The sequence below is a fragment of the Streptomyces sp. NPDC056161 genome, assembly GCF_042268025.1.
In the GTDB taxonomy this organism is placed as follows: Bacteria; Actinomycetota; Actinomycetes; order Streptomycetales; family Streptomycetaceae; genus Streptomyces.
In genome coordinates this window covers 12434-35306 of sequence record NZ_JBHJUV010000009.1, presented here as the reverse complement: position 1 = coordinate 35306, position 22873 = coordinate 12434, and the positions used below count along the sequence as shown (strand labels likewise).

At 74.4% G+C, this 22873-nt stretch carries 20 protein-coding genes; 11 read left to right on the top strand and 9 right to left on the bottom strand.

The features are described from left to right. The first annotated feature begins 338 nt into the window (after positions 1–338). The 3 genes from ACFC09_RS10660 (at position 339) to ACFC09_RS10650 (ending at position 5439) form a co-directional block, all read left to right on the top strand. Positions 339–3527 (top strand): BTAD domain-containing putative transcriptional regulator, encoded by a 3189-nt coding sequence (locus ACFC09_RS10660; RefSeq protein WP_376525702.1) that lies wholly within the window; start codon positions 339–341, stop codon positions 3525–3527. A 530-nt stretch (positions 3528–4057) separates the two neighbouring features. Continuing rightward, positions 4058–5017, top strand: a complete 960-nt coding sequence (locus ACFC09_RS10655; RefSeq protein WP_376525700.1) for a D-2-hydroxyacid dehydrogenase family protein — start codon at positions 4058–4060, stop codon at positions 5015–5017. Positions 5018–5157: 140 nt separating this feature from the next. Further along, complete coding sequence (locus ACFC09_RS10650) at positions 5158–5439, top strand: chaplin (RefSeq protein ID WP_376525698.1); 282 nt, start codon at positions 5158–5160, stop codon at positions 5437–5439. 63 nt (positions 5440–5502) lie between these two features. Here the strand turns inward: ACFC09_RS10650 and ACFC09_RS10645 are convergent, their stop codons facing one another. From ACFC09_RS10645 to ACFC09_RS10615, 7 genes are all read right to left on the bottom strand, one after another. After that, positions 5503–6369, bottom strand: a complete 867-nt coding sequence (locus ACFC09_RS10645) for a tyrosinase family protein (RefSeq protein WP_376525696.1) — start codon at positions 6367–6369, stop codon at positions 5503–5505. Then, positions 6353–6844 carry a tyrosinase family oxidase copper chaperone gene (locus tag ACFC09_RS10640; RefSeq protein WP_376525694.1) on the bottom strand — a complete coding sequence of 164 codons (492 nt, stop codon included), beginning with the start codon at positions 6842–6844 and terminating at the stop codon, positions 6353–6355. The genes ACFC09_RS10645 and ACFC09_RS10640 overlap by 17 nt, the downstream gene beginning before the upstream one ends. Positions 6845–7000: 156 nt before the next feature. Continuing rightward, positions 7001–7510, bottom strand: coding sequence for a hypothetical protein (locus tag ACFC09_RS10635; RefSeq protein WP_376525692.1), 510 nt, complete (start codon positions 7508–7510; stop codon positions 7001–7003). A 152-nt stretch (positions 7511–7662) separates the two neighbouring features. Further along, the gene (locus ACFC09_RS10630; protein ID WP_376525691.1) at positions 7663–8163 is read right to left on the bottom strand and encodes a DUF5949 family protein; all 501 of its coding nucleotides are present in this window, start codon (positions 8161–8163) and stop codon (positions 7663–7665) included. 130 nt (positions 8164–8293) lie between these two features. Next, a complete protein-coding gene (locus tag ACFC09_RS10625; protein WP_376525689.1) occupies positions 8294–8584 on the bottom strand; it encodes a hypothetical protein in 291 nt (96 codons plus the stop codon). 210 nt (positions 8585–8794) lie between these two features. Next, complete coding sequence (locus ACFC09_RS10620) at positions 8795–9481, bottom strand: hypothetical protein (RefSeq protein WP_376525687.1); 687 nt, start codon at positions 9479–9481, stop codon at positions 8795–8797. 248 nt (positions 9482–9729) lie between these two features. Then, positions 9730–9969 carry a chaplin gene (locus ACFC09_RS10615; RefSeq protein ID WP_376525685.1) on the bottom strand — a complete coding sequence of 80 codons (240 nt, stop codon included), beginning with the start codon at positions 9967–9969 and terminating at the stop codon, positions 9730–9732. Positions 9970–10361: 392 nt separating this feature from the next. Here ACFC09_RS10615 and ACFC09_RS10610 point away from each other — a divergent pair, with 392 nt between their 5' ends. From ACFC09_RS10610 to ACFC09_RS10575, 8 genes are all read left to right on the top strand, one after another. After that, positions 10362–11747 carry a glycosyltransferase gene (locus ACFC09_RS10610; RefSeq protein WP_376525683.1) on the top strand — a complete coding sequence of 462 codons (1386 nt, stop codon included), beginning with the start codon at positions 10362–10364 and terminating at the stop codon, positions 11745–11747. Further along, positions 11744–13177, top strand: a complete 1434-nt coding sequence (locus ACFC09_RS10605) for a sugar transferase (protein ID WP_376525681.1) — start codon at positions 11744–11746, stop codon at positions 13175–13177. The genes ACFC09_RS10610 and ACFC09_RS10605 overlap by 4 nt, the downstream gene beginning before the upstream one ends. Positions 13178–13179: 2 nt before the next feature. Next, complete coding sequence (locus tag ACFC09_RS10600; protein ID WP_376525679.1) at positions 13180–14712, top strand: O-antigen ligase family protein; 1533 nt, start codon at positions 13180–13182, stop codon at positions 14710–14712. Between the two features lie 386 nt (positions 14713–15098). Beyond that, a complete protein-coding gene (locus ACFC09_RS10595; protein ID WP_376525961.1) occupies positions 15099–16853 on the top strand; it encodes a lipid II flippase MurJ in 1755 nt (584 codons plus the stop codon). Beyond that, positions 16837–17619: a polysaccharide deacetylase family protein gene (locus ACFC09_RS10590; RefSeq protein ID WP_376525677.1), complete on the top strand. Its 783-nt coding sequence runs from the start codon at positions 16837–16839 to the stop codon at positions 17617–17619. Before ACFC09_RS10595 ends, ACFC09_RS10590 begins: the two co-directional genes overlap by 17 nt. Continuing rightward, positions 17616–18788: a glycosyltransferase gene (locus tag ACFC09_RS10585; RefSeq protein WP_376525675.1), complete on the top strand. Its 1173-nt coding sequence runs from the start codon at positions 17616–17618 to the stop codon at positions 18786–18788. Before ACFC09_RS10590 ends, ACFC09_RS10585 begins: the two co-directional genes overlap by 4 nt. Beyond that, complete coding sequence (locus tag ACFC09_RS10580) at positions 18785–19468, top strand: lipopolysaccharide biosynthesis protein (RefSeq protein WP_376525674.1); 684 nt, start codon at positions 18785–18787, stop codon at positions 19466–19468. Before ACFC09_RS10585 ends, ACFC09_RS10580 begins: the two co-directional genes overlap by 4 nt. After that, positions 19465–20667: a GNAT family N-acetyltransferase gene (locus tag ACFC09_RS10575; protein WP_376525672.1), complete on the top strand. Its 1203-nt coding sequence runs from the start codon at positions 19465–19467 to the stop codon at positions 20665–20667. Before ACFC09_RS10580 ends, ACFC09_RS10575 begins: the two co-directional genes overlap by 4 nt. Here the strand turns inward: ACFC09_RS10575 and ACFC09_RS10570 are convergent. Then, on the bottom strand, positions 20635–21873 hold the full coding sequence (locus ACFC09_RS10570; RefSeq protein ID WP_376525671.1) for a glycoside hydrolase family 26 protein: 1239 nt from the start codon (positions 21871–21873) through the stop codon (positions 20635–20637). The genes ACFC09_RS10575 and ACFC09_RS10570 overlap by 33 nt on opposite strands. Before the next feature lie 241 nt (positions 21874–22114). Continuing rightward, positions 22115–22873: chaplin (locus tag ACFC09_RS10565; RefSeq protein ID WP_376525669.1), on the bottom strand; the 759-nt coding region annotated here is incomplete at its 5' end.

The following is a 22873-nucleotide window of genomic DNA, read 5'->3' as shown; positions in this document are numbered from 1 at the left end:
CCCCGGTCTCCTGCGTGCCTTCTGGTGACCGCGGCCATGCTCGGCCGCCCCGGGCCGTCCAAGCCCGCGCCGGCCGTCCGCAGTCCATGACGGGGGGATGCCCCGGGTTCTGGACGGCGGGCTTGCAGGAATCCTGCACTCCTGTGGAACGTCGGTTCCCGGTCGCCGAGCGGCCGGGCGGGGACCATGGCCGCACTCGTCCGGCTCCGTGCGCCCTGCGCGCTCCGATGCGCCCCTGCCTCCACCCCGGGCCCCCGCAGAACAGTGAACGGAGTGCTGCACAGATGTGCGGGCGCTGCCGTGGGCGGCAGGAAGAAGCACACCCGTCGGGGGTGATCGTGGAACTTCTTGCGCTGGGACCGCTTGAGTTGTGGCACGGAGGACAGCGGTACGCGCTCGGATCGCTGATGCAGCGCCGTGTGCTGGCGGTGCTGGTCCACGCCCGGGGCGAACCGGTGTCCGTGGACACGCTGATGGACCGCGTCTGGAACGGCGAGCCGCCACCGGCGGCCCTGGACACGCTCCAGAGCTATCTCTCCCGGCTCCGCAAGCGGATGCGCCAGGCGGTCGGCGAGGACCTGGCCCAGGTGGAGCGGCCCTCGTCCCGGCTGTACCGGTTGCGGGCCGACCCGCGCGCCATCGACCTGCTGAAGTTCCAGCAGTTGCGGACGGACGCGACGGCCGCGGCGGCACGGGGCGACCGTACGGCGGCCATCGGGCTGCTGCGGGCCGCCGAGGCGCTGTGGCGCGGCGAGCCGCTGACCGAGTTCGCCGACAACCCGTGGGCGCTGTCGGCACGCGCCCGGCTGACCGAGGACCACCGCCGGGTCCGCGAGGAACGGATCGGCCTGGAGCTGGAGTCGGGGCAGCACGCCGACCTCATCGGCGAACTCCAGGAACTCGCCGCGCACAATCCGTTCGCGCAGCGGGTGATCGGCATGTTGATGCTGGCCCTGTACCGCTCCGGGCGGCACGACGAGGCGCTGAAGGTCTACCGGGACACCCGCACGGAACTGCACGAGGTCCAGGGGATCGAGCCGGGCGCGGAACTCCAGGACCTCCATCTCCGCATGCTCGAACAGGACGACACCCTCGCGCTCCCTGCCCCGGAGCCCGTGGCCGCGGCCGCGAGCGGGTCCGGGTCCGGCCCGGTCGTGCCGGACCCCCGCAACTTCCTGCCCAGGGACACCCAGGACTTCACCGGACGCAGCGGCGAGTTACGCATCCTGCTCTCCGCGTCCGCGCCGGAGAACGACTCGGCGGGCGCGCTGCCCGTCACCGTGCTGCACGGCATGCCCGGCATCGGCAAGAGCACGTTGGCCCTGCACGCCGCGCACCTGTTGTCCGCCGCCTACCCGGACGGCCGGTTCTTCGTGGACCTGCGGGGTTTCAGCAGCCAGCAACCGCTCGACCCGGCCGAGGCCCTGGCCGTCCTGCTGCACTCGGCGGGCTGGTCCGGTGAGCTGCCGGGCACCCTGGACGAGCGGGCGGCCCGGTGGCGGGAGTGGACGGCCCGGCGCCGTGCGCTCGTGGTGCTCGACAACGCGCGGGACGCCGCCCAGGTCGACCCGCTGCTGCCCGGAACCCCCACGTGCCGGGTGATCGTGACCACCCGCAACCGGCTGGCGGGGCTCGGCAGCGCCACCCGGCTGCTCGTGGACGCCCTGTCCAGGTCGGAGGCGGCCGCCCTCTTCACCCGGATCGTCGGCACCGCGCGGTCGTCCGCGGAACCCGAGGCCCTGGCCCGCATCGTACAGGCGTGCGAATGCCACCCTTTCGCGGTGACGTTGCTGGCGAGCCGTCTCCGGCACCGGGACTCCTGGGCCCTCCAGGATCTCCTCGACCGGCTGACCCGGGCGACGGACCCCCTCAAGGAGTTCGACGCCGTGATCGCCGCGATCTTCCAGTTCTCGTACGCGGAACTCGGCGAACGGGCACAGCGGTTGTTCCGCCGTCTCGCCCTGCACTCCGGTCCCGACATCACGCTCCGGGCCGCGGCGGCCCTGGCCGGGCCGGACTTCGAGAGCGAACCGGGAGGGCTGGAGCGGCACGTCGAGGAACTGCTGGACTCCAGCCTCCTTGAGGAACCCGTGCACGGACGCTACCGGTTGCACGACCTGACCCGCGCCTTCGGCCTCCAGACGGCCGCCCGGACGGATCCGGCCGAGGCCCGGCACGCGGCGGTCGGCCGCCTCGTCGCCTACCACCTCACCACCGCGCACCGCGCCGACCGGCTCGCCCACCCGCACCGCCGGGCGCTCCCGCTCGGCCCGGAACGGGAGTCCCGCTACGCCCTGGAGTTCGCCGACCCGGACGAGGCCCCGGCGTGGCTCACCGTGGAGCACGCCAACCTCCTGGCGGTCGCGCGCACCGCCGCGGACCGGTACCCGGAGTACGCCGCCCTGTTCCCGAGCGTCCTGGCCCGTTCCCTCAGGCTGTGGGGCACCTGGGACGCCGCGGCCGATCTCTTCGCCGCGGCGATACCGGTCCTGCGCGCCTCGGACGACCGCTCGGCACTCGCCCGCACCCTGACCGACCACGCGGATCTGCTGGCGCAGCGCAACCATGACGAGGCGTTGCGCCGCGCGGCCGAGGCCCGGTCGATCTACGAGGACCTGGGGGACGCCGTCGGCCGGGCGGACGCACTCCTCCAGACGGGCCGCGCCCACCTCGCGGCCGGCCAGGGCGGCCCGGCCCTGCGCGTACTGGAACAGTCCCGGGCCCTCTACCGCAGCGCCGGCGACCGGGCCGGGGAGGCCGGCTGCCTGAACGTGGAAGGCGCGGCGCTGCATTACGCGGGTCAGTACGACGAAGCCCTGCACCGGGTGCAGCTCATGCAGGACATCTACGAAATGCTGCCCGACCCCTATGGATTCGCCCAGGCACTGAACAACCGCGGCGAACTGCACGCGTTACAGGGGCGCTTCGACGACGCCCGCGACTGTTACGAAAGATCCCTTATTATCATGAAAGAGCACGGCGGGCGACAGGAGTTGGGAATCCTCCTGACCAACCTGGGCGCGGTCCACCAGGCGACGGGGCAGACGGACCGCGCGCTGGCCTGTTACCGCAAGGCCCTGGCCGCCCACCGGACCGGGGGCGACGTCCTGGGCGAGGCCGACGTCCTGATCAGCATGGGACGGGCACACGCCGCGGCCGGCCGCCGGGGCGAGGCGCTGCTGCACCTCACCATGGCGGAGCAGGTGGCGATCAGCATCGACAACCCGTACGAGAAATTACGGGCGTTGATCGGTACGGCGGACGTCCAACGCGAGTCAGGGCGGCTCGACATCGCCTTCAGGACCTATGACCGGGCCCTCGACGTGGCCCGGAGCATCGACTTCCCCCTGGGTACAGCCCAGGCCCTCGCGGGACTGGCCCGGACCGCCCTCCTACTCCCCCGCGGCACCGAACGGGCCCGGCGGTATGCGGAACAGGCTGCCGCCACATATCAACGCCTCGGCGCAGACGCCGAGGCGGAGAGACTGCTCGCGCTGCTGGCCGGACACGAATCGACCGGCTCCTGAAACCCCCCTCAGGAGCCGGCGACGCGCGGTGTCACCACATCCAGCGGAACATCCCCGGCATCATCGAGGTGTCACCGGCGGTGTAGAGCGAGGTTTCTGGAAAGCCCATCAGGGTGTTGCTCCTCAAGACACAGACGAACATGTCGGCCATGAATGATCAAGTCGGCCTATGAGCAGACGTATGACACGCGAAACCCGTCGGAACATGCTTACGAAAGGTGAAGCGCGCCGCTCACGTTGACGGCCATCCTACGGGATCCAAGCACCTCCGCGATCACTCCGAGGGCCCGGCCCGACCGCCGGCAACAAGCGGGCTGCCCATGACTTCTGACCTTCGCGCGAGACGCGGCAGGCAGCACACGGCAAGCGGCCACGGCACCTCGACCCACGGGCCTTCCCACCGGTCACGATCGCGAATCGCACCCCCGCACTCCTGCCTCCCCGCCACCCCGTGGCATGCCTCCGCACCGGCCGGTACAGTCGACCGGCTGGAACGGAGAACCGGCCGGACGGCCGGGAGGGAGGAACGTATGCGGCTTCGCTGTGCGGTGCTGGACGACTTCCAGGGTGTGGCGGCCGAGTCGGCCGACTGGTCGGTGCTCGCGGACCGCGTCGAGGTCGTCACGTTGCGCAAGCACATCGCCGAGGAGGACGCGCTCGCCGCGGCCCTCGCCGACTTCGACATCGTGGTGACCCTGCGCGAACGCGTGTCCTTCCCGGGCTCGTTGCTCGCCCGGCTGCCGCGGCTGCGGCTCCTGGTCGCCTCCGGCATGCGCAACAGCGTCATCGACTACGCCGCCGCCGAGGCACACGGCGTCACCGTGTGCGGTACGGAGGGTTCGTCCGCCCCGGCGGCCGAACTGACCTGGGCCCTCTTGCTCGGCCTCGCCCGCGGGATCGTCGAGGAGAGCCAGTCCCTGCGCTCGGGCGGCCCCTGGCAGTCCACCGTCGGCGCCGACCTGCACGGCCGCTCGCTCGGCCTGCTCGGGCTCGGCCGAATCGGCAGCCAGGTCGCGCGGGTCGGTCTCGCCTTCGGCATGCGGGTCAGCGCCTGGAGCCGGAACCTCACCCCGGAGCGAGCCGCGGAGGTGGGCGTCGAACGTGCCGCCACCATGGAGGAGTTGCTGGCCGGCAGCGACTTCGTCTCCGTGCACCTGGTGCTCGGCGACCGTACCCGCGGGCTGCTCGGCGCCGCCGAACTCGCCCTCATGAAACCGACGGCCCATCTGGTGAACACCTCCCGCGCGGCGATCGTCGACCAGGAGGCGCTGCTTGCGGCACTGCGCGAAGGCCGGATCGCGGGCGCCGGCGTCGACGTGTTCGACGTCGAACCGCTGCCCGCCGACCATCCGATGCGCACCGCGCCCCGGCTGCTGGCGACACCCCACCTCGGCTATGTCTCACGGGCCAACTACGCGACGTTCTACGGCCAGGCGGTGGAGGACATCGAGGCGTACCTGGCGGGCGCCCCGGTCCGCAGGCTGCCCTGACGCCGCCTCCGGCGGCCGTGGGCTGCAATCCGGGTGATCCCTTCACCACCGCCGTGACCAGCACGGAACCCCCGCGTTGAACGGGAGGTGCGGCGGCGCTGTCCTGCCGTCGCGCTCATCGAGCAACTAAGGAGTACGTGATGTCTCGCATGGCGAAGGCGGCCGTCGTCGCTCTCGGCACGGGTGCCGTGATGCTCGGCGGGGCCGGTCTGGCCCTGGCCGACGCGGATGCCCAGGGCGCGGCCACCGGCTCGCCCGGTGTGCTGTCGGGCAACCTGGCCGAGGTCCCGGTCAACGTCCCGGTCGACGTCTGCGGCAACACCATCGACGTGGTCGGCCTGCTGAACCCGGCGTTCGGCGACGCCTGCGCCAACCAGGGCGACAGCGAGACGGGCCACGGCGGGTACGGCTACGGCCACTGAGCCGGCCACCGGCACGGGAGAGCCCCGGCGCACCCGCCGGGGCTCTCCCGTGTGCGGACCCGGTCAGGCGTACCGGTAGATCCGGCTCATGTCCTCCAGTTCGTCCGGTGTCACGTCCCACGGCGGCAGCTTCTCGTGCCGGGCGACGATCCGGCCGCGCTGCGGGCTGCCCGCTCCGGGCGGCTCGGCCGGCAGGTAGCGGTGGCTGCGATGGCGCTGCTGCCAGCGGGACCACTGGAGGTCCACGAAGGCGTGGTGGAGCCAGAAGACGGGGTCGTTGACGGAGGCGGCGGTGAGCATCGCGCCGCCGACCCAGCGGTGCACCCGGTTGTGGTTGAGCCAGGAGACGCTGCCCCGGCCGGCCCCCCATCCCTCCAGCTTGTTGCGGAAGCCCCGGGTGACCGTCGAGTTCCAGGGCGAGACGTCGTAGACCGGGTCGTCGAGCGCCCGCTTCAGGTCGGCGGCGGTGGGCAACTGGATGGGGTCGCGGGAGCGGCCCAGGTCCCGGGTGAGGTACTCCCCGTCGGTGATGCCCTCCCTGATGGTCCAGCGGCCCCCGCCGTAGGCGAACGGGCCGGTGGTCACCCGCCGGTCGGAGCGGCGTCCGTTGCCGCCGAGCAGGTCCTCGGTCCAGGGCACCGAGGTCGCGCCGCGGTTCCTGGTCCAGTCCCAGTACGGCACCGTCACCGACGAGTCGACCCGGCGCAGGGCGGTCTCCAGGTCCAGCAGGAAGCGGCGGTGCCAGGGCAGGAAGGAGGGCGTCATATGGGCCGCGCGCAGGCCCGGGTCGCCGTCCCCGACGAAGAACTCGACGTGCGTGCGCACGAACTCGTCGTACTCGCCGGTCCGTTTGATCTCCAGCAGGGCGCCCGTGAACCGCCGCCGCTCGGCGCGGGTCAGGGTGCTCGCGTCCTTACGCACGTACGCCATGCGGCCCTCCCGCATGCCGGTGTCCCCCGCCGACCGGTCCCGGGGCCAGGTCGCGCAGGCCCTGACCGGGGCCGAGTTCGTCGACGGCGGCGCGGGTCGCCTCCAGCGGGGTCGGGTACGAGCTGTAGTGGTCGACCATGGTCAGCCAGGTGCCGTCGGCGCGTCGCATCAGATGCAGCGGACGGCCGTCCACGGTGACCAGCCAGTGCGCGTCGCCGACGGAGCGTTCGGCGGGGACCGGGGCGCCCCGGATGCGGCGCCCCTGGTAGGTCTCGTCGAAGGCGTGGCCCGCGGACGCGCCCGCGGGCCACGCCGGGCGGGAGGCCGCGACGAGCGGGGTCAACGCGAGGGCCGCGGCGGTGCCGAGCAGGACGCGCCCTGCCTCCCGCCGGGTCCGTTCCGGCGGGTCGGTTCTCTCCCGGCTCCCGCTCGCCCGCTCCGCGCCCACCGGTACTCCGTCGGCACTGACGACCATGGCTCCTCCTCGTACGGTTTCGGTCTGCGCACCGGTAACCGCCGGAGGGCTCCGGCGGTCACCGCCGCATCAGCCGTACGCAGGCACGGCACCGGCCGGGCGGAGCACACGCGCCGCCCCGCCGGGGGAATCCCCCCGGGGGAACGGTTTCGTCGGTCACCGGCCGGAGCCCAGGCCCAGGTCCGCGGTCGGGACCCCCTGCACGACCGGGGCGAGGACGCCGGCCTGGGGGAGCTTGAGGCCGGGCAGCCCGAAGGCGTCGGGGTTCGGCGCGGTGAGGGGGGCGTCGGCGGACAGTCCGGGGGCCAGGGCCCGGATGTCGGAGGCGGGTGCGCCGACCCGCATCCGGTCGAAGCCGCCCAGGGCCTTCGGCAGGGGTGATTGAAGACCGGCGCCGGGCAGGCTGCCGCCGATGGGCAGTTGGGGCAGGGTGCGGGCCGGGAGGAGCTGTCCCTCGACGTACCGGGGTCCTTCGGGGGCGCCCGGCATCAGCATCGGCAGTTCGACGGCGAGCTTCGGCATCGGCACGTGGAGGGACTTCTCCACACCGTCCAGCGGCACCGGGACGGGGACCGTGCCGACCGCGGCGGCGGGGGTGGCGGCCCCCACGACGGCCGCGACGCCGGTGGCGACGGCGGCAAGGGTTCCTCGGGTGGTCGACTTCATGTCAGGTACGGTCCCTTTCAGGATGCGGGGGAATCGACGTCCGTACCGCGTAACGAGCCGAATTCGCCGCGCAGTGCAAGAACCGCCCGCGTGCAGCATTAGTCAGCTGGTCGGAGTCCCCGGCGCGGACCGCGGCGCCACCGGCCCGCGCGTCAGGTGCGCAGGCTGCGGGCCGGGAGGATGACGTGCGCGGCAGCGGTCAGGGTCTCCTCGGCGCCGACGAAGGCCGCCAGTTGCTCGGGGGTCAGGGTCAGGCCGGGCTGGGCCTCGGGCCAGGCGCGGGTGGTGAACACCAGGTAGGCGTAGCCGCGTTCGGCGACGGCGGCGAGCCACTCCGGCGGGGCGGGGCACTGGGCGTTGAGCGGCGGCAGGGTGACGACGGCCTGGCCGGACTGCACGAGCAGGGTGGCGGGCAGGCTGGGCCTGGCGGTGCCGTCCACGAGGTCGCCGCCGACCGGCAGTCCGTTGTTCTCCAGCAGCCGCTCGACCGCGGCGGACGTCACGTCGCCGCCGCCCTCGGCGTCCCCCAGGGAGTACGCCAGCAGGTACGGCATGTCGGATCCGTCGGCGGCCTCGCCGCTCCAGGCGAGTACGACGAGCGTGCCCAGCTCGGCCGGGCGGAACGGGCGGGTTTCACTTGGGGTTGAGGTCACCGCGCGACCCTACCGACGGACCAGGGCGCCGCCTGGCGTCTTCTCACCCGACCGGCGCATTGACGCGAGGGCCGCCACACGAACGAGGGACGCCTCCCGGCGTCCCTCGAACGGCTCCGGACGAAGCGGTTCAGCCCTGTAGGGGCAGACCGCCCAGCAGCGGGTTGTGCTGGTTGACCGCCCCGGTCGCGCCCTTCACCGCGTTGAGCGCGGAGCCCTTCTTCTCGGTGTTGAGCGCGTTCGACTGGTGCTTGAGCGGCATCGCGTCGTCCACGGTGAGGGGACCCTTGGTGAGCGTGTTGACGGCGCCGTTGAGGCTGGTGGGCGTGAGGTCGGCGGTGTTGTGGGCGAACGCGGGCGCGGCGACGCCCACGAGGGCCACGGAACCGGCAACGACAGCGGCAGCCTTCAGGGACTTCATCGTGTTCCTTTCTCGGCAACTCACGTCACCTCGGGAAGTTCTGACGCCGTGCTCAACGAGGTCCGGGCCGGGCGGAAACCCCGTACGCGGAAGACATATGAGATCCCCGACGGAACCGGGGCGAGGACGGGAAAGCCGCCGGCCGTCGGGCCGGCCGCGCCAGGGGGCGGGCGGTCCGACGGCCGGTCGGAAAGGCGGCTCGGCGCCGGGTCAGCTCGTCGGCAGTGCCGGGGTGGTGACCGGGAGCGAAGGCGCCGGCACCGGAAGCGAGGGCGCCGGTACCGGGAGGCTCGGCAGGGCGGGCAGGCCCGGCAGGTCGGGGGCGGGCAGGCCGCCGCCGAGCACCGTCGCGGCGACGAAGTTGACCAGGCCGGTCACCACCGCGGCGGCCGCGGGCAGGACCTTGCTGACGTCGCCGGAGGTGACGGCGGCGAGCAGCGCGTCGACGGCCTTTTGCAGGGCGGCGAGCGCGTCGCCCTGGAGGTCCTTGGCCTTGGGTGCCTTGCCGTCCTCACCGGCCGCGCCCTCCTCGCCGGCCGCGCCGTGCTTCGTCAGCGAGGGCGACACGGGCAGCGACGGCGCGGCCGGGGCCGCCGCGGAGACCTGGGCGATGGCCGCCTTCACCGCGTCGACCAGCTTCTGGGCCTGGTCGGGGGTCAGCTGACCGTTCTGGAGCGCCTGGTTGAGCAGGTCGGTGGCCGGGGTGAGCACGGCACCGAGGTTGGCCAGGCTCTTGGTCTGGGCGAGGACCGTGTCGGCGCCGGGAACCGGAGCACGGGACGCCGCGTGGGTGCGCTCCCGGGACGAGTCGGCGGCCACGGCGGCCGGGCCGGTGATGCCGGCCAGCAGGGTGGCGCAGAGAGCGGTGGACGCGATACGCCGTGCGGGCAGACGCATGGGGTGTTCCTTTCGCGGTGCGTCGGATCTTGAGCCCACGTGAAATCGCCCGTCGCCGTCTGCAACCGCTCGCACGCGGCACGCGATCACCGGCCGCCCTCTCCGGGGGCGTCTTCCCTGGTGGGGACGCCTGTCAAGAGTGCCTCGCCGGAATGTCGCCGACGACCCCCGTTAGGGGGAACGCGAACCGGCCGCCCTTCCGCGGTGAGCCGCGGGAGGACGGCCGGCGAGAGGGATCTGCCGCCCCGTCAGTCGTCCTCGCAGGCGCTGCCGAACGCCGGGTTCAGCAGGGCGATGATGTCGACGGTGTCGCCGCAGAGGTTGACCGGCACGTGGACCGGGGCCTCGACGACGTTGCCCGACAGCACGCCCGGGGAGTGGGCGGCAGCGCCTTGCGCGTCACTGTCGGCGGCGGCGACACCGGCGCCACCGGCGACGGCCGCGACGGCAGCAGTGGTCAGGGCGAAGCCCTTCGCGATACGCGACATGGAGAAGTGCTCCTTGGGATCGACACAAACATCCGGGCGGCTGCCCGGCGCTGTGTCAACGCGCCGCACTCCGCCGAGTTGTGCCGCCAGTGGAGTGATCTCCAGATGGGGCAACCTTCACTATTCCGACACACTGGCATATTCCTCTGGATTAATACGGATAGCAGTTAGAGTTGCGGAACTATTCAAACACCCCTATAAGCCATCAAATCACACCACCACGCAGTCTTTCCGCACCACCCACGGCCTGACCACCGCTCCTTGTTCTCCCCCGTTCTGGCCTCTCCAGGTCCGACCTCCGCCCCTCTCTGACCTCTGACGCCTCTGGCCTGAGCCCCGGCGCGTTCCCGCCCGCAGTCCCGAGCGTCCCCCGTGAGCGAGGAATCCCGCGTATGCACCACTCAGCAACCGACCCACGGTTCCGGGTCCTCCACCTCGCCCAGCCCGCCGACGGCGGAGTGGCCCGCGTCGTCCTGGACCTGACGCGCGCCCAGCTCGCCGCCGGCCTGCGGGTCACGGTCGGCTGCCCCGGCGGTGAACTGGCCGCCGGGGCACGGGAACTGGGCGCCGACGTACGGCACTGGCGGGCGACCCGGTCGCCGGGTCCCGGGCTGGCCGGGGAGGTGCACCGGCTCGACCGGCTGGTGGCACGGGTACGGCCCGACCTGGTGCACGCGCACAGCGCCAAGGCCGGGCTCGCCGGCCGGCTCGCGGTGCGCGGCCGGATCCCGACGGTCTTCCAGCCGCACGCCTGGTCGTTCGAGGCGGTCGACGGGGTCACCGCCGCGCTGGCGCTGAAGTGGGAGCGGTGGGGGGCGCGTTGGGCCACCCGGGTGCTGTGCGTGAGCGAGGCGGAACGCGCCACCGGCGCACGCGCCGGGATCCGCGCGCGCTGGAGCGTCATCCCCAACGGCGTCGACCCGCTGCGTTTCAGCCCCGAGCCGCCCGGCACCGCGGCGGCCCCGCCGGCCGCCGCCCCCCAGGCCGCCGCCGCGACCGCACCCGCCCTTGAACCCGGATCCCCGCACCCGCACCGCCCGCCCACCGCCGGCCACGCGCCGGACACACCCACGCCGGACACACCCGCGGCGGACACGCCACCCGCGCCGGACACGCCCGCGGCGGACACACCCACGCCCGACACACCCGGGTCCGACACACCCGGGTCCGTCCTGGCCACCGCACCCGCCCCGGCCACGGACCCGGCGACCCCGCTCGTGGTCTGCGTGGGACGGCTGTGCCCGCAGAAGGGGCAGGACGTCCTGCTCCGGGCGTGGGACGGCGTCGTACGCCAAGTGCCGGGCGCCCGGCTCGTGCTGGTCGGCGACGGACCCGACCGGGAACGGCTGCGGACCGGCGCCCCGCCATCGGTGGCGTTCGCGGGCGCCGTCGCGGACGCCGCGCCCTGGTACCGGGCCGCCGACCTCGTGGTCCTGCCCTCCCGCTGGGAGGGCATGGCGCTGGCCCCGCTGGAGGCGATGGCCTGCGGCCGGCCGGTGCTGCTCACGGACGTCGACGGCGCCCGCGAATGCCTGCCGCCGGGTCTCGCCGCACACTGCCTCGTCCCGCCCGGGAACCCGGTGGCGCTGGCCGGGGCCCTCGCCGCCCTGCTGCTCGACCCGGCGCTGCGTACGGCGCTCGGCCCACGCGGCCGCCGCCACGTCCTGACCACCCACGACGTACGGCACACCACCGAGGCGGTCACGGACCTGTACCGCGAACTCCTCGGCGCCGCGCCCGCCGTGCCGTCCCAGTGCAGGGAGTCCAGCCGCCCGTGACCGCCGAAAGCACCGTCCCCTCCCCCGGCACGCAGCCACGCGACCACGGGTACTCGACCGTCGCGGTCCTGCCGCCGCGCCCGGCCGACGGCTTCCGGTTCCCCGTGCACCGGCCGCCCACGCGCCACCCGTCCCCGCTGCCCCTGCTCACCGCCGACCTGGCCGCCGCCCTCCTGGGCGCCTGCACGCTCGGCCCGGCCGGGCACCGCCCGGTACTCGCGGCCCTGCTGGTGTCCGCGACCCTGCTGCTGCGACCGCGCACCGACCCTCCGGTGCCCGGCGTCCTCGACGAACTGCCCGCCGTCTGCGGCCGGATCGCGATCGTCTGGCTGGGCCTCGCCGCGGTCCTGGCGGCGTTCGCGCCCGACCGCGCGCTGTCCCCGCGCGACCTGCTGCTCGGCTGGACGCTGCACGCGGCGGTGTGCTGCGCGGGCCGCGGCCTCGTACGCGGGCACCGGCACCGATCGCTGCTGCGCCGCCCGCGCCCCGCGCTGCTCGTGGGCCCGGCGGCGACCGGGCAGCGGGTGGCCGCCGCGCTGCTGCGCCATCCGCGGTGCGGCGTACGGCCGGTGGGTGTCGTGGCTGAGGACGCCGAGGACTTCGGCGGCGGCGCCGGCGGACTGCCCGTGCTCACCACCGGCACCGAGGTGAAACGGGCCCTGGTCCGCCACGGTGTGCGGACCGTGCTCACCGTCGACCCCGCGGTGCGCACCGCGCAGGGGCCGCTGCTGCGGGCGCTCGCCGAGTCGGGCTGCGCGGTGTGGGAGGTGGACGCGGACTCACCGGCGTACGAGACCCGTGACCAGCTCGCCGGATTCTCCTGCCGCCGGCTGGAGGTGGACGCCCGGCGGCGCGGCAGCGCGGTCAAGCGGGTGCTGGACGTGCTGGTGTCCGGCATCCTGCTGGTGCTGGCCGGCCCGGTGCTGCTGGGCTGCGCCGCGACGCTCAGGATCGTCGGCGGGCCCGGCGTGGTCTTCCGCCAGGAACGCATCGGCCAGGACGGCCGCCCCTTCACGCTGCTGAAGTTCCGTACCCACCGCCCGGCCGACGAGCACGAGGCGGCCACCCGGTGGAGCGTGGCGAGCGAGCCCGAGATGAGCCGTTTCTGCCGCTTCCTGCGGTGCACCTCGATGGACGAGCTGCTCCAGCTGTGGAACGTGCTGCGCGGCGACATGAGCCTGGTCGGCCCGCGCCCCGAACGCCCTTATTTCGTGGCCCAGTTCAGCCAGACCTACCCGGGTTACGCGGCCCGGCACCGGATGCGGACCGGCATCACCGGGCTCGCCCAGATCAACGGGCTGCGCGGCGACACCTCGATCGAGGACCGGGCCCGGTTCGACAACGCGTACATCGACAACTGGTCGCTGTGGCAGGACGTCTGCATCCTGCTGCGCACCGCGGCCGCGCTCGTACGGTCCACCGGGAGCTGACGATGACCCGCACCCTCCCGCCGCCGGCCGACCGGACCGCCCGGCCACCGGCCCGCCGGCCCTCCCCGCTGCCGCGGCTGCTGCCGATGCTGCCCGTGCTGGCGATGCCGGCCCTGCTCGCACTGCCGCCGACCGCCGCGGACGGCGGCGGCGCGGGACCGGCCGACGCGGTCTCCGCGCTGGTCGTCGTCCACTGCGCGCTGCTCCTGGTACGGCACCGGCGCCGCCCGCTGTCCGCACCGGCCGCCGTGGTGCTCGGCCTGCCGGTCGTCGGCCTGGCGCTCGCCGCGATGGGCGCCGCCTCGCCGGGCGCCGGGCTCGCCGGCCTCGGCCGCTACCTCCAGATCTTCGTCCTCGTCCCGGCGGCCGTGCTGCTGCTGATCCGCGACCGCCGCGACTTCACGCTGCTGGCCTGGTCGTTCGTGGGCCTGGCCGGCTGGCAGGGCGCGCTCGGGGTGCACCAGTACGTCACCGGGACCGGCGCCTCCTACCGGGGCGCGGACATCCGGGCGGTGGGCACGTTCGGGGCGCAGGACGTGATGGGCATGGCGACCGTGGTGTCCTTCGGCGTGGTCTGCGCGGTCGGCCTGGCGCTCGGGCGGTCCGCCGCGCACCGGCGGGTGCTCGCCGCCGGATGCGCCCTCGCGCTGCTGGTGCCGCTCGCCCTGTCCTTCAGCCGGGGCGCCTGGATCGCGACGGCGGTGGCCTGTGCCGTACAGCTGGTGGCCGCGGGGCTGCGGCGGGCGCTGGCGGTGGCGGCGGCCGTGCTGGCGGCGGGCGTGATCCTGGTGGGCGGCCTCGGGGTGGGCACGGCGCTGCTGGAGGAACGGGTCAGCTCCATCACGCAGGTCGCGGACTCGCCCGACCAGTCGGTGGTCGACCGGTACTCCATGTGGGCCGCCGCGGCCTCGATGTGGCGCGAACACCCGCTGACCGGTGTGGGGTTGAAGTCCTTCCCCGAGTACCGGGACGGCCACGCCCCGCTCGCGCTCTCCTCCGGCAGCGACACCGAGGGCGCGGGCGCCGCGTACCGCAGGCAGCCGCTGCTGTCCCCGCACAACATGTACCTCCTGGTCCTCGCCGAGCAGGGTCTCACCGGGCTGCTGGCCCTCGCGGGCAGTTGGCTGGCGCTGCTGGCGTGCGCGCTGCGGCGGGTGTGGCGCACCCGGGCCGCCGCCCGGCCGGGCGCGGAGCGCACGGCGGCCGGGGAGTGCGGACTCGTCGCCTGCGGGCTGCTGGTCTGGCAGCTGACCGACTTCGGGTACGCCGACATCGGCGGCTCCTCGACGGTCCTGACCGCCGTCCTCCTGGGTCTGGCGGGCTGGTGGGCCCTGCTGGGCGGCGGCACGCCGACCGACGACGGGGTGACCGCGACGGGCGCCGCTCGGGGAGGGGGCGGCGGCGACGGTGGGGCGACCGAGGGCAGAGAGGTCATCGCCGACGGAGCAGCCGCCGACAGCGGAGCGGCCGTCGCGGGCGGCAAGGCCGCCGACGGCGGAGGCAGCGTCGACGAGAGGGAGGGCGCGGGCAGATGAACGCGTCCTCCTCCAGGAGTGCACAAACCCCTGGCGTACGGCCCGGCACCGCACAGGCCGTACCGTCCGCCCGCTCCCGAACAGACGCCCCGTGCGATGCCGACATCCGACCCACCACCCCTCCCGAACCAGCCGCCTCGCCCGACCCCGACACCCGCCCCACCACCCCACCCGAACCAGACCCCACGCCCGACCCCGACACCCGCCCCACCCCGCCCGACGCCGCCCCCCACCCCGGCCCACACCCACACCCGCACCCACACCCACACCCACACCCACAAACGACCACCGAGCCCGGACCGACCCCCTGCCCCGAAACAACCGCGCGCCCCGGAACGACCCCCCGCCCCGCCCCGGACTCACAGCGTTTTCTAGCCAAGGCCACGCTGGTCACAGCCGCGTTGTCGATCGTCGGGGCGTTGCTCGGGCTGGTCCGGGACCAGTCGCTGGCCCGGCTGTTCGGCGCGGGCCAGGACACCGACGCCTTCCTGGTCGCCTGGACCGTGCCGGAGTTCGCGGCCACGCTGCTCATCGAGGACGGGCTGGCCTTCGCGCTGGTACCGGTGTTCAGCCTGGCGCTGGCCCGACGCGCCGAGGGAGCACCGGGCGACCCGGTGCGCACCCTGGTCGCCAGTACCCTCCCTCGTCTGTCGCTGGCCTTCGCCGCCGTCTCCGCGCTGATCGCGGGCGCCGCGCCGCAGTTCGTCGAGGCGCTGGCCCCGGGGCTGCCGGACCCCGGCCTCGCCGTCGACTGCACCCGGCTCACCGCGACCTGCGCGCTCAGCTTCGGACTCGCCGGGTACTGCAGCGCGGCGCTGCGGGCGCACCGTCGTTTCGTGGCCCCCGCGGCGATCTACGTCGTCTACAACCTGGGCATCGTCGCGGCGATGCTCCTCCTCGGCGACGGCTGGGGCGTGCGCTCCGCGGCGGCCGGGGTGGCGCTCGGCGGCTGTCTGATGATCGCCGTACAACTGCCCTCGCTGTGGCGGCAGTTGCGCGGCGGCCACGCGACGGACGCCGGCCCCTGGCCTGCCGTGTCCGCCACACCCGCCACACCCGCCGCACCCGCCGCATCCGCCACACCCGCCGACTCCACCAGAACCGCCGACTCCACCGGACCCGCCTCCACCCACCCCACCGGACCCGCCGACCCCGCAGGGACTGCCGGCTCCGCAGGTGCTGCCGGGTCCGCAGGTGCTGCCGGGTCCGCCGCCGTGGACAGGCCCCGCCGGATGGGCCTGACCCTGCTCGCCACCGTGCTGCTGTTCGCCCTGTGCCGGCAGTCCCAGGTCCTCGTCGAACGGTTCCTCGCCTCCCGCCTGTCGCCGGGCGCCATCTCGCACCTGAACTACGCCCAGAAGGTGGCCCAGATCCCGATGGCGCTCTCGCTGATGCTGTGCACGGTCACCTTCCCGGTGGTGGCGCGGGCGCTGGCCGAGGGCGACACCGAGCGGGCCCGCACCCGGGTGGAGCGCGATCTGGCGCTGGCCGCCTGCCTGGTACTGCTGGGCGGTGCCCTGGTGGTGGCGTGCGCCCCGCAGCTCGTCGAACTCCTCTTCCAGCGGGGCGCGTTCACCGCGCGGGACACCGCGGCGACGGCGGACGTGATGCGGGTGTACGCACTCGGGCTGCTCGGCCAGACCCTGGTCGGCGCGCTGGTCCGCTCGTACTTCTCGGCGGGCCGCGCCACCTGGTACCCGGTCGGCGCGATGGCCGCCGGCATCGTCGTGACCTCCTGGATCGGCGCCCTGGGCGTGGACGTCTGGGGTGTCACCGGGATCGCGGCCGGCAACGCCACCGGCATCACCGTCACCGCCACGCTGCTGCTGTACGGGCTGCGCGACGGCGGTCCGCACGGCGCGGGCCGCCCGGGTCGCGTGGCCCGCGCCGTACCCATCCGCACCCGGCGGGTGCTGGCCGAGCTGAGCCGGCCGCTGCGGGCGGCCGTGGTCGCGACCGCGGCGGGCGCGTCGGCCGCGCACCTGGTCCGGACGCCGTCGGCGGGCCTGGCCGTCGGCGGCGCGACGACGACCGCCGTGTTCGTCCTGCTCTGCTGCGCCCTCGGCGCCGAGGGCTGCACGCCCGCACTCCGCTCCGTACGCACCGTCACACGAAGGCTCGCGCATGGTCTCTTCCGTTGAGCACACCGCTCTCGCCGCCGCCCCCTCCACCGTCCCCGCGGCCGACCGACCGGGCCCGGTGCCCTGGGTGGCGATGTACCACTCGGTGGGCGACCGCTCCGAGGACCCGTACCGCATCACGGTCACCCCGGCCCGCCTCGACCGGCAGCTCCGCTGGCTGCGCAGGCGCGGTCTGCGCGGCGTGTCCATGGCCGAACTGCTGGCCGCCCGCGCCCGGGGCGCGGCACCCACCCTGGTGGGGCTCACCTTCGACGACGGCTACGCCGACTTCCTCGCCCACGCCCTGCCCGTGCTGCGCCGCTGGGGCTGCAACGCCACCCTGTTCGTCCTGGCCGGCCGGCTCGGCGGCGACAACGACTGGGATCCGCTCGGCCCGCGCAAGCCGCTGCTGACCGCGGCCGGTGTCCGCCGGGCCGCCGACGAGGGCGTGGAGATCGGCTCGCACGGACTGGCCCATGTCGACCTCACCGCGGCCGACGCCGGCACGCTGCGCGCCGAGGCCGCCGAGAGCCGCGCCCTGCTGGCCGAGCTGACCGGCCGGCCCGTCGGCGGGTTCTGCTACCCCTACGGCTCGGTGGACCGGCGGACCGTGGCCGCCGTACGGGACGCCGGATACGGCTACGCCTGCGCCATCGACCCCGGCCCGCTCAGCGGCGTCCACGCCCTGCCCCGCATCCACCTCGGCCAGCACGACACCGCGCCGCGCCTGTTCCTCAAGCGCCGGCTGCACCGGCTGCGCCGCCGCCCGGTCCAGGGGCTGCGGTGAAGGTCCTGCACATCATCACCGGGCTCGGCGTGGGCGGCGCCGAGCAGCAACTGCGGCTGCTGCTCGGCCGGTTGCCCGTCGACTGCGACGTGCTGACGCTCACCGAGCCCGGCCCGGTCGCCGCCGCGCTGACCGCCGACGGGGTGCGGGTCGCGCACCTCGGCATGACGGGCAACCGCGACCTGACCGCGCTGCCCCGCCTGGTGCGGGAGATCCGCCGCGGCGGCTACGACCTCGTGCACACCCACCTCTACCGGGCCTGCCTGTACGGCCGGATCGCCGCCCGGATCGCCGGGGTCAGGGCGGTCGTCGCCACCGAGCACTCCCTGGGCGACTCCCGGATCGAGGGCCGCCGGCTCACGACCGGGGTCCGCGCGCTGTATCTCGCCGGGGAGCGGCTGGGCCGTACCACGGTCGCCGTCTCCCCGACCGTCGCCCGGCGGCTGGAACACTGGGGCGTGCCCGGCCCGCGCATCGAGACCGTGCCCAACGGCATCGACGCGGCCCGCTTCCGCTTCGACCCGGTGCGGCGGCTGCGCACCCGGGCCGCCCTGGGCCTGCCCGCGGACGCGTACGTCGTCGGCGGTGTCGGCCGGCTCACCCCGGGCAAACGGTTCGACGTCCTGGTCCGGGCCCTGGCCCTGCTCCCCGCGGACTGCCGGCTGCTGCTGGTCGGCGGCGGCACCCAGGAGGGCGCGCTGCGGGCCGCCGCCCGGACGGCAGGGGTCGCCGGCCGGGTGCTGTTCACCGGTGAGCGCCCGTGCGCACCCGACGGCTCGCCCGGTCCCGATCTGCCGTCCCTCACCTGGGCGATGGACGTGCTGGCCGCGCCGTCCGCGGAGGAGGCGTTCGGGCTCGCGGTCGTCGAGGCGCTGGCGGCCGGGCTGCCCGTGCTCTACACCTCCTGCCCGGCGATCGAGGACCTGCCGCCGACGGCCGCCCCGCACGCCCGCCGCGTACCCGGAGACGCCGCCGAGTACGCCCGCGCCATCACCGGCGTCCGCGCCGCGGGCCCCTTACCGCGCACGGTCCCGGACGCCGCCCGGCACTACGACATCGCCCGCAGCGCCGCCCGCCTCATGGAGGTCTACACGGCGGCGCTGGCCGGACGGCCCACGCCCGGCCAGGTCCCGTCATCCCGATCCCCCGAGGAAGCAGGCCCACCATGACCGACAACCCCACCAGCCGACCGCCCCGGTCGCCCCGGCCGGCCCGCTTCGGCCGCCCGCGGTCACTGCCCGCGTGGTCGCTGCTCGCGGCCTGCGCCGTCGCCGGCGGCCTGGTCGGCGGCGCGTACGGCACGCTCAGGACTCCCGAGTACACGGCCACCAGCTATGTCGTCGCCGTCCCCACCGAGCAGTCCGACCCGGCCGCCGCGCTCGGCTTCGCGCAGGTCTACGGCCGGGTCGCCACGCAACTCGCGGTGCTCGCCGACGCACAGGTGTGGGCCGGGGTACCGGCCCGTACCCTGCAGTCGAGCGTGCGGACCTCGACCTCGCCGGACGCGCCGATGGTCGCCGTATCGGCCAGCTCGGCCCGCCCGGACCTGGCCGTCGACATGGCCGACGCCGTGGCCCGCTCCATGATCCGGCGCGCCGCCGACACCAGGAACAGCACGCACGTGGAACTCCTCCAGTTCTCCCGCGCGGTACGGCCGGCCGCCCCGGCCTCGGCCTCCCGCGAGGTGACCGGGCTGGTGGGGGCGAGCGCGGGCGGGCTGCTGGGCGGCCTGGCGCTGCTGGTACGGCCCCGGCGGACCGCACCGCAGACCTTGCTTCCGGCGATTCCGGCGATTCCGGCGACCGTGCCCGGCCCGGCCGTCGCCGCGGACGTACAGGCCCAGCGATGACGGCGACCGCCACGGCGCGCCCCGCGCTGACGACCGAGGTCCACACCGACGAGCGGGTCTTCGCCGAACTGGCCCCGGCCTGGGAGCGGCTGTACCGGCACTGCGCCACGGCGACTCCGTTCCAGAGCCACGCCTGGCTGCACTCCTGGTGGCGGTCGTACGGCACGCCCGGCCGGCTGCGGCTGGTGCTGGTGCGCTCCGGCGGCGAACTGGTGGCCGCCGCGCCGCTGATGCTGGTGCGCCGCCCGCTGCCCGCGCTGGTGCCGCTGGGCGGGCCGGTCTCCGACTACCGGGACGTACTGATCGACGACGACGCCGACGCGGTCGGCGGGCGGCCCACGGCCGCGCTCACCGCGGCGCTCGCGGCGACCGCCCGCACGGCACTGATCGACTTCCGCGAGGTGCGGCCGGGCGGCGCGTTGGAACGCGTCTACGAGAACTGGCCGGGACCGCGCCGGGCGCTGCGGGACTCGCTGTGCCTGGAGTTGCCCGCCGTTCCCATGGCCGACCTGCTGGCCCGGCTGCCGTCGGGCAAGGCCCAGCGGACGCGGGCCAAGCTGCGCAAACTGACCGCGCTGGGCGTCCAGCGGCAGGCGGTGGAGCCGGACGGGACGGACGCGGCGCTGCGTCGGCTCCTTGAGCTGCACCGGTTGCAGTGGCAGGGGCGGAAGGTGACGCCCGAGCACCTGCGGCCGCGGTTCGCCGAGCACCTGGTGGGCGCGGTGGGGCCGATGGTGCGTTCGGGCGACGCGGTGGTCACCGAGTTCCGGCTCGACGGGGAGGTGGTGGCCGTCGACCTGACCCTGCTGTCGCGGAGCCTGGTCGGCGGCTATCTGTACGGCGCCCATCCGCGGCTGCGGGAACGCAGGGCGGACGTGGCGGTGATGCTGCTGGACGCCTGCGCGGAGCAGGCCGCCGGGTGCGGCTCGCTGAGCCTGCTGCGCGGCGACGAGCCGTACAAACACCACTGGCGCCCCGAACCGGTCGCCAACCGGCGCCTGCTGCTCGCCCACCGCACCACCGCGCCGCTGCTGTCGGCGACCCTGTACGGCGCGACGGCCCGACAGCGGGCCGGCCAGGCGCTCCGCCGGTGGCGGGAGCGCACCGAAGAGGCGCCGGGAGCCGCGTGCGCGGCCCCCACGCACCGGCAGCCGGCCGGGAACGCCTCACGGGCCTGCCTGCGCCTGGCGATTCCGTGACCACCAGTCGAAGCGGAGGCACATTTTCCCGCCGAGCCAGTGCTCGACCCAGTCGCCCAGCTCCAGCGGCGAGCAGTCCGCCGGGGGCGGTGCCGTCGGCGCGCTCGGGGCCGGGGGTGTGCTCGGGGCCGGCGGGGTCGGGGGCGGGGTCGGCGTCGGTGTGGGGGGCGGCGTGGGGGTCGGCGTGGCCGGCTCCTCGACACGGCCGGAGAGGACCGACCGGTAGACCTCCGCGGCCCTCGGGTTCCGCGAGCACTGCCACACGCCGTGCGGGCAGTAGTCGGTCAGCGTGTTGTAGAGCGGCCGGTGCTCGTCGATCCAGGCGAGCATGCGGCGCATGTACTCCGCGTTGTCGCCGTTGCGGAACAACCCCCACTCCGCGTACGAGATCGGCTTGCCGTGCGCCTGCGCGAAGTCCACTTGCCGCTGGAGGCCGTACGGCTCCCTGACCTGTTCGTCGAAGGGCATCCCGGCCGGCTGGTCGTAGGAGTCCATGCCGATGACGTCGACCGTGGCGTCGCCGGGATAGCACTGCGTCCAGGGCACGGCGTCCAGGCCGCGGCTCGGCGTGAAGTCGAACCGGAACTTCTGCCCCGGCACCGCGCGCATGGCGCTGACGATCCGGTTCCAGTACGCCTTCCACGCCTGCGGGTCGGGCCCGCAGCGATGGGTGTAGGTGGTGCCGTTCATCTCCCAGCCGAGCACGATCACCGTGTCCGGCACCCGCAGCGCCACCAGTCGTTCGGCGAGGGCACGGAAATGGCCGTCGAAGGCCCCGGCGGCGCCCTGCCGCAGCAGCCCCCTTACCTCGGCGTCGGAGACGTGGTCCTCGTTGCGGTCCAGCATGGGCACGTTGAGGACGAACATCCGCTCGTCCCGTTCGCGCCGCCACCGCGCCCAGGCGTCCAGGAAACCGGGGGCGCCCTCGATGTTGCTCCAGCGGTCGCCGGGCAGATAGGTGTGGGCGACCGTCAGGTCGGCCCCGCCCAGCCAGCGGCTCAGCTCGGCGATGCGGGCGACGCCGTTCGGGCCGTAGTCGAGGTAGGCGCCGAAGACCGGAGCGGGCCGGGCGGAGACGGGGGGATCCGTCGCGCGTGCCTCTCCCGCCACGATTCCGGAACCGGTCGCCAGCGCGATCGACGCGGTGACCGCCGCCGCGGCCACGGCCCACCGCCCGGACCGGGACCTGCACCGCCGTGGAGCCATACCCGCTCCTCCCTCCACTGCACTCGGCTGACCTGTGCGACCGGTGACAGCGTCGGACCTGTCCCACCGGTTACTGACACTCAGTCATATCCGAGTGGGTCCCGCCAGTGCGGTTAGGGCTTTCGGGTCTGCGGGACGTCCGCACGGCTGAATCGGGGCGGGCGCGGCCCCCGCGGGCAGGCGGAACGGCGGCGGGGGGCGGGGCGCGGGTGCCGGGCGCTGAGGTCCGGCACCCGGCGCACTACCGACGGGAGACGGCTCGGCCTCGTCGGTACAGGATCGTTCCGCCCACGAGCAGCGCGGCACTGACGGCCGAGGCCCCCAGCATCGCCTCGCTGCCGGTGTGCGGCAGGGTGGGCGGCGGTCCACCCGGCGGCGGGGTGGTGGGGGGCGTCGTCGGCGGCGTGGTGGGAGGCGTCGTCGGCGGCTTCGTCGGCGGTGTGGTGGGGGGCTTCGTGGGCGGCGGGGTGTGCCCGCAGTCGTTGCCGTAGGCGGGGTTGAGCAGACCGACCACGTCGACCGTGTCACCGCACGCGTTCACCGGAAGGTGCACCGGCACCTGCACGTTGTTGCCCGAGCCGACCCCGGGCGAACCCTCCGCCTTCCCGTACGCCGACGAGCCGTAACCGGGCTTCTCGGACGAACCGTAGCCGGGCTTCTCGGACGAGCCATAGCCGGGCTTCTCACTCGAACCGTAAGCCGAGTCACGGTCGGTGCCGTAATCCGAACCGTAACCAGACTTGTCGGACTCGCCGTAGCCAGACTCATCGGACTCGCCGTAACCAGGCTTCTCGGACGAACCGTAGCCGGGCTTCTCCGACGAACCATCGTCGGACTTGTCCGTCGCACCGTAACCGGGCTTCTCGCCCGAACCGTAGCCAGACTCGTCCGTCGCACCGTAACCAGGCTTCTCGGACGAGCCATAGCCGGGCTTCTCACTCGAACCGTAAGCCGAGTCACGGTCGGTGCCGTAATCCGAACCGTAACCAGACTTGTCGGA